At 67.8% G+C, this 6,695-nt stretch carries 5 protein-coding genes and 1 pseudogene; 3 read left to right on the forward strand and 3 right to left on the reverse strand.

Translation table 11 applies throughout. The annotated features are described in order from the left end of the window. Positions 1 to 810: pseudogene (locus tag ACIQMR_RS37990) on the forward strand (ATP-dependent DNA ligase); the annotation flags it as partial. 202 nt (positions 811 to 1,012) lie between these two features. Here ACIQMR_RS37990 and ACIQMR_RS37995 read toward each other — a convergent pair. Beyond that, positions 1,013 to 1,513 (reverse strand): DUF3574 domain-containing protein, encoded by a 501-nt coding sequence (locus ACIQMR_RS37995; RefSeq protein ID WP_401397659.1) that lies wholly within the window; start codon positions 1,511 to 1,513, stop codon positions 1,013 to 1,015. 128 nt (positions 1,514 to 1,641) lie between these two features. After that, positions 1,642 to 2,208, reverse strand: a complete 567-nt coding sequence (locus tag ACIQMR_RS38000) for a TetR/AcrR family transcriptional regulator (protein ID WP_401397662.1) — start codon at positions 2,206 to 2,208, stop codon at positions 1,642 to 1,644. A 102-nt stretch (positions 2,209 to 2,310) separates the two neighbouring features. On the opposite strand from ACIQMR_RS38000, the gene ACIQMR_RS38005 reads away from it, so the two are divergent. Both ACIQMR_RS38005 and ACIQMR_RS38010 read left to right on the forward strand, forming a co-directional pair. After that, complete coding sequence (locus tag ACIQMR_RS38005) at positions 2,311 to 2,736, forward strand: DUF1348 family protein (protein WP_401397665.1); 426 nt, start codon at positions 2,311 to 2,313, stop codon at positions 2,734 to 2,736. Between the two features lie 72 nt (positions 2,737 to 2,808). Continuing rightward, positions 2,809 to 4,098 carry a DUF2993 domain-containing protein gene (locus ACIQMR_RS38010; RefSeq protein ID WP_401397668.1) on the forward strand — a complete coding sequence of 430 codons (1,290 nt, stop codon included), beginning with the start codon at positions 2,809 to 2,811 and terminating at the stop codon, positions 4,096 to 4,098. A gap of 2,170 nt (positions 4,099 to 6,268) precedes the next feature. Here ACIQMR_RS38010 and ACIQMR_RS38015 read toward each other — a convergent pair. Further along, positions 6,269 to 6,695, reverse strand: a 427-nt coding sequence (locus ACIQMR_RS38015; protein ID WP_401397670.1) for a hypothetical protein, incomplete at its 5' end; no start/stop codon positions are given.

The following is a 6,695-nucleotide window of genomic DNA, read 5'->3' on the forward strand; positions in this document are numbered from 1 at the left end:
CCGGGCGACGGATTCATCCTCGACGGTGAGGTGATCGCCCTCGACCAGGCCGGCAGACCGCTGCCCTTCCAGGACATCGCCTCCCGCGTCGGCTCTCGGACGGACGTGGCCGCGGCGACCGCCGCGGTGCCGCTCTCACCGGTCTTCTTCGACATCCTAGCCGCCGACGGCGGTGACGTCCTCGATCTGCCGGGCAGGGAGCGGCACGCGGCGCTGGCCACGCTGGTCCCCGAGCCGATGCGGGTACGCCGCGTCGTCGTCGAGGATCCCGCATCCGCGCCGCAGCTCGCCGAGGCCGAGGACTTCCTCGCCGCGACCTTGCACCGCGGACACGAAGGAGTCATGATCAAGGCCCTGGACGCGCCCTACGTCGCGGGCCGTCGCGGTAGGTCCTGGCTCAAGGTCAAGCCCGTCCACACCCTCGACCTCGTCGTCCTGGCCGCCGAATGGGGGCACGGACGCCGCACCGGGCTGTTGTCCAACCTCCACCTGGGAGCACGCGCGGCGGACGGCACCTTCGTCATGCTCGGCAAGACGTTCAAGGGGCTCACGGACGTGATGCTGCGCTGGCAGACCGGCCGTCTGACGGAACTCGCGGTCGACGACGACGGCTTCGTCGTACGGGTACGCCCGGAACTCGTCGTCGAGATCGCCTACGACGGACTCCAGCGCTCCACGCGCTACCCGGCGGGCGTCGCCCTGCGCTTCGCACGTGTCGTACGTCACCGGTCCGACAAGAGCGCGACGGAGGCGGACTCGATCGAACACGTCCTTGCCTCATCGCGGGCGGCTGCGTCCCAGGAGGAGTGAGAAGGGGGACAGAGGAAGGCCCCGGCCGGTCGGGGGAGGCCGGCCGGGGCCGCTCGGGGTGGGCGCACCGTCACCGACGGGTGAGGTGTCCGGCCCACGTCTAGATGAACGATAAACCATCTGGAACTGTTCCCCGAACGCGCCCCCTCGACCGGAGGGCTCCTGCCGTGGGGGTGCCGCCGGGCGGCCGTGCGGGCGCCGGTCAGAAGTCCGCGCGCACCCACTCGTCGATCCTGGCGACCGACTCCTGGCCGTGCAGTCGGCGGTATGTGGCACGGATCTCCTCGACGCTCCGGTCGCGGCTGCCGCCCTGGGCGGCCGGGTACAGCAGGATCAGTTCGTACGACCGCTCGCGCTCGATCATCCCCGTGCTGTCGCGCCACTGGCCCCGTCCGTCCTGTACGGTCAGTCCGTCCGGGAACGCGGGCGTCACGTACCGGTCGATGAACGCGGTGAACTGCCGCTCGGTGACCGCGGGGCCGCCGTCGGGTCGCGTGGTCCCGAAGAGCAGGCGTGTCTCCACGTACGCCCGTCCCGTCGCTCCCGTCGCTCCCGTCGCTCCCGTCGCTCCCGTCGCCCCCGCCCCCGTCGTCGCCGGCGGCTGACCGTCCAGCGCGGCGTACGCGGCAGGCGCTCCGCCGGCGAGTGCGGCGACGGTGGTGGCCGCGACGGCGAGGCGGGTGCGCGAGAGCGTGATCGGCACGGAACGCTCCTTCTGGAGAGGGGACTTGTGCGATCACTCTGGCAAGCCGGGCCGGGGCCTGGCCCGTACGCGGCCGGACGGAGAGCCGAGTTCCGTCGAACGGGTGGCGGGGCGCCGGACGTGCTTCGTCAGGCGCCCACGTCCGCCGACTCCAGGAGCAGCCGCGCCGCGTCACGGGCGTCGCTCGCGGGCTGCGGCGAGCCGGTGATGGCGGCCGTCGTCACGGCGCCCTCGGCGAGCAGTGTCAGAGCCGCGGCGACCCGTCCCGGCGCTCCCGCATCGCTCGCGAGCCCTGCGATGTACTGCTGGAACGCCTCCTTGTGGTGCCGCGCCGCCTCGGCCACCTCGGGAGCCGTCGCCCCCAGCTCCCCGAAGGCATTGATGAAGGCACAGCCGCGGAAGTCCGGTTCATCGAACCAGCGCCGCAGCCAGTCGAACACCATGAGGAGTCGTTCCCCCGGCGGTGCGTCCGCGCCGTCCACGTACGAGGCGAGGCTCCGCCGCCACCGGTCGTCACGCCGCAGCAGATACGCCTCGACCAGCGCGCCCTTCGACGGAAAGGCCTGATACAGACGCCGCAGCGTGACCCCGGACGCGGAGCGCACGGCGTCCATTCCGACGGCCTGGATGCCCTGGCCGTAGAACAGCTCCTCGGCCGCGTCGAGGATCTGTGTCCGGGTCGCCTCGCTGTCCATGCCGTGATCACTCCGTTGCGTGAGAACCGTCGTTCTCGTAGAGTACGCGACAGGATGAGAACGATCGTTCTCGCCGTGTCGAGGCAAGGAGACCGCACCGTCATGACCACTCCGCAGCGCCCGCCCCTGCCCCCGTTCACCGAGGAATCCGCCCTGCGGAAGGTCCAGCTCGCCGAGGACGCCTGGAACACGCGCGATCCCGAGAGGGTCGCCCTCGCCTACACGGAGGACTCCGAGTGGCGCAACCGTGATGTGTTTCTCACCGGCCGGAAAGAGATCGTGGGTTTCCTCGCCGACAAGTGGCGCAAGGAACTCGGCTACCGCCTGCGAAAGGAGCTGTGGGCCTACCAGGGCAACCGCATCGCGGTCCGCTTCGAGTACGAGTACCACGACACCGGCGGTCAGTGGTTTCGCGCCTACGGCAACGAGAACTGGGAGTTCGACGAGAACGGCCTGATGCGCAAGCGCTACGCGAGCATCAACGACCTTGCCATCAGCGCCCGTGAACGCCGGATCGCCCAGGACTGACCGAGCCGGAGTGGCGGGCTCCACAGGGGTCGGACTTGCGTTCGAGGGTGGTGATCGTGATGGGATGAGGCGATGCGACCCCCCACACGCATCACCGCGCATCCCGGCAATCCGTACGACGAGCTCGCTCAACTGGCAGACCCTGAACCCGATTTCGGCGAACCGGACCTCGGCGATCCCGACTTCCGTGAACCCGGCCTCGGTGGCTCCTATGCCGGTGAACGTGGCGGTCCTCCGGGCCTCGCTCTTCCCTCGGACGACGATCCGGAGGACTGGGCACCGCCCAATCACCGCGGCAGGAGCCGGTTCGCGGCCGTTCCGGTCGCGCTGAAACTGACTGTCGGCGCCATGGTGTGCGCCACACTCCTCACCGCCTGCGACCGCCTCGCCGTCAACTACGCGGAGGAGAAGGCCGAGGAGAAGATCCAGGACTCACTCGGCCTCGCCGCGCGTCCTGACGTCGACATCGCCGGCTTTCCCTTCCTCACCCAGGTGCTCGACAAAAGGATCGACCGGGCGGACGTCACCCTCCCGGACGTGGCCGCCGACAAGGTGTCCCTGGCCGAAGTGCACGCCACCGCCGAGGACATCCGTGTCGTCGGGGATCTGCCGACCGCGCTCCAGGGCGCCGTCGTCGACCGGATGGACGGCGACGTCCTGCTTTCGTTCGACGACCTCAACCGCGAACTGGGTGCCTCACACGTCAAGTTCAGCAACGCGGGACCCGGTGGCGTCCACATCGCCGGTTCGCTGCCCGTGGCCGGCAGAGGCATCGACGTACGGGCGGAGGCGCGCATCGAACAGGACGGGCAGCGAGCCGTGTCGACCACGGTCGAGAACATGCGCCTCGACGTCCCCGGCCTGTTCACCTACCGGCCCGGCAAGGACCCCGCGCACTCGGGCCTGCGCCTGCACCGTGAAGCCGCCACCCGGATCAGCCGTGAAGCGGCCAGGGCCAAGGCGCTCCTCGACCTGCCGGCCGTGGTGAAGCGCCTCGGCATACCCCAGTCCCAGATCGACCGCGCGCTTCGCAGCGAGAAGGAACTCAACCGGCTCACCGGCACGCCGCGCTTCCTCCAGCAGCTGATGAAGGTCAATCTGCTGGACGTCGTCGTCGATAACCCCTGGCTGTTGGAGAAGGCGGGCATCGATCCGCGCCTGATCGGCGGCCTGCTCAAGCTGCGGCCCCCGCAGCTGTCCGACCGGCTGTCGCTCTCGTTCGAACTGCCGAAGACACCGGCCGGGGACATACGCTTCAAGGACATAGTCGTCGAACGCGAGGGCATCCGTGCCGATCTGACGGGGACGGGGGTGGCTTTCGGGAAGGGCAACGGCGCCGGGGGCCGACACGACGGCGGCTGACGGGGTCCGGGCGTGTGTTCCGTGTGTGATCCAAGGTGCGATGTGAGTACTGTGTGCGGCGGAGGTGTTCCCCGTGCCCAACGAGCAGGACAGGCTCTTCGCCGCAGTCGACGGGCTGTTGGAGGAGGCGGCACAGGACGCGTTGCCCTACCCTTCGGAGCGCAAGCGGCTGCGGGAAGCCGCGGGCCTGAGCCAGGACCGGGTCGCCCGGGCACGGTCCGTGCGCCGTGAGACCGTTGACGGGTTGCGAGTCGGGACGGACCGAGCCGCGCCCGCCCAAGTGGGGCGCATACAGTCGGCGCCCCGACGGGCTCGCCGCCCGTCATCCCGCACCCGACCCGGCACCTGACCCGACACCGAAGCCCACGCACTCGCCCGAGTCCGCCCCGGCTCGGACAGCTGTCCCCTGCTGCCACGCCTGCTGCTTCTCCCTATCGGAACCCGGGCCAGGTTCGGCTTCACCGCCGCGCCCGGGACAACCGAGGACGCCCGGATCGGTCTCGTCACCCAGGATCTCCCGCCGGATTACGTGGCTCGGCTGTTCGACGCCCAGGCCACCGGCTCGACCGAAGAGCACCTGTGGGACATCGCCGCCGAGGGCCTCCAGGAGCAGTACTTCAAGGCCGGCGAGGACCATTCACGGCACGTCGCTGCGGCGTGGAACGACACGGCACCCACCCCTCGAGTGCAGCCTGTTCCTCATCCGACAGTCTCAACTCGGCCTTCGGCCGCCCTGTCCGGGCCATGAGGCAAGCCTGCATATCTGAACAGAACTCCTGACTCAGAACACTAGGAAGATTGCGAAATGGTCAGGTTCCTACATACGTTCACTTCACCGATGCCAGCACGTTTCTGTACCTGACAGGTTCTCACAGTGACATCATATCCATATCCATACTCTGCAGGGTTTTGGTATCTAATAATATTCTGAGCCGCCTGCAACAGGTCGGCGTAATTCTTATCCGTTGAGCAGGCAGAATTAGATACCTCGCTTCCCGAAATGGAGACCGAGGCGGCACAGGTAGGCTTACTAGGCGCTGCGGATGCTTGAGGGATTGCCCCCACTGCCACCCCCAGGGCGGCCGTTGCTACCACCGCAGTGGAAATAGTCTTAGCTTTGCCCGTCAGAATCATAATGTCCCTCCATGCTTGAGTTAATGGTAAATCGTCAATGGCTTGATTGTGATTTCCGCTCCAGTTCCATGGGGAGCAGAAAGATCATTCCTCCTCACTGATCATTTTCCCGTGGTTGCGTGAGGCGAATGAGAGTAATTAATACTCACGTTTCCATCATGATCAACCCCGGGGCTCTTGAGTTCGCGGCGGGTTTGGGAGTCGGGACGAGTGCGGACTACCGCTATTGAACCTGAACTCGGTCAGCTGTCCATGATCAGATCGGTGCCAGCGAGGCAGCCGTCGACGAGGGGTGCGGGCGATACTGGATCTGCTTGAGATTCCGCTTGACGGCTCGGGTGCGAGAAGTCCACGCCGAATACACGGAGTTGCGAATCACCTCGTGAATAAACAATCAGACCCCTGTCCGAGAAACGCGAGACTCCTTAAGGGGCTGGGCAGCGGGGGTCGAGGCGGATGTTTGACAGGTCGACGAGCCAGGAGCCGGGGAGAGCCTTGTCGAATGCCGGGCTGGGTACGTGGACGGGTGCCCCGAGGCCGATAGCCAGCCGGTTCAGTTGCGGCTGCGAACGCTATTGTCGCGATGTGGTGCCGGCGGCCACCGACTGCTCCACGTAGGGGCGTACCGCAGCAATAGAGCGAAAGAACCCGCGGCCACGCGGGTGACATCAGGCGCGACACGGAGTACCTCTTGATCAGAGTTTTGCAGGAACTGGCAGGTTGGAGTTTCCGGGGCTATGTCACGTAGATGGCATTCGAGCTTGAGGTTTGTCCCCTTCGTTCTATGAGAGGTTCGCTGGTGAGCCGAGAAAGCATCCGTATTAGCCGGGCGAAAGCTGTCACCTTGGTTTCAGGAGGCACTCTTGCCGTGGTGCTCAGTATGGCCCCGAGCGCCGAGGGCATCGTTGACGCCGTTGATCGCACCGGTTCCGGTCACAACCTGGGCTTGCCCGGACCGAATGGGGCCACGACAGCAGACCGAGACCGAGACCGAGACCGAGACCGAGACCGAGACCGAGACCGAGACCGTGAACCGCTAGGCAGGCGAGGGCCACAGGGACCGCAGGGTGTCGCAGGCGAAGACGGCATCGACGGTGCTCAGGGTCCGCAGGGTTTTCAAGGCGTTGCGGGTGCGACGGGCGGGTCCGGTCCGCAGGGTGCGACGGGGGAGACGGGCGGGTCCGGTCCGCAGGGTGCGACGGGTGCGACGGGGGAGACGGGCGGGTCCGGTCCGCAGGGTGCGACGGGGGAGACGGGCGGGTCCGGTCCGCAGGGTGCGACGGGTGCGACGGGTGCGACGGGTGCGACGGGTGCGACGGGGGAGACGGGGGAGACGGGCGGGTCCGGTCCGCAGGGTGCGACGGGTGCGACGGGCGGGTCCGGTCCGCAGGGTGCGACGGGCGGGTCCGGTCCGCAGGGTGCGACGGGGGAGACGGGCGCGACGGGTGCGACGGGTGCGACGG

It is taken from the genome of Streptomyces sp. NPDC091376 (assembly GCF_044757085.1).
Taxonomy (GTDB): Bacteria; Actinomycetota; Actinomycetes; order Streptomycetales; family Streptomycetaceae; genus Streptomyces; species Streptomyces pratisoli.

What these genes read in the sequence shown, in the direction of transcription:
- ACIQMR_RS38005 (WP_401397665.1), top strand. Translation starts at nt 2,311, where the DNA reads ATGACCACTCCGCAGCGCCCGCCCCTGCCCCCGTTCACCGAGGAATCC.
- ACIQMR_RS38010 (WP_401397668.1), top strand. Translation starts at nt 2,809, where the DNA reads ATGCGACCCCCCACACGCATCACCGCGCATCCCGGCAATCCGTACGAC.
- ACIQMR_RS38000 (WP_401397662.1), bottom strand. Translation starts at nt 2,208, where the DNA reads ATGGACAGCGAGGCGACCCGGACACAGATCCTCGACGCGGCCGAGGAG.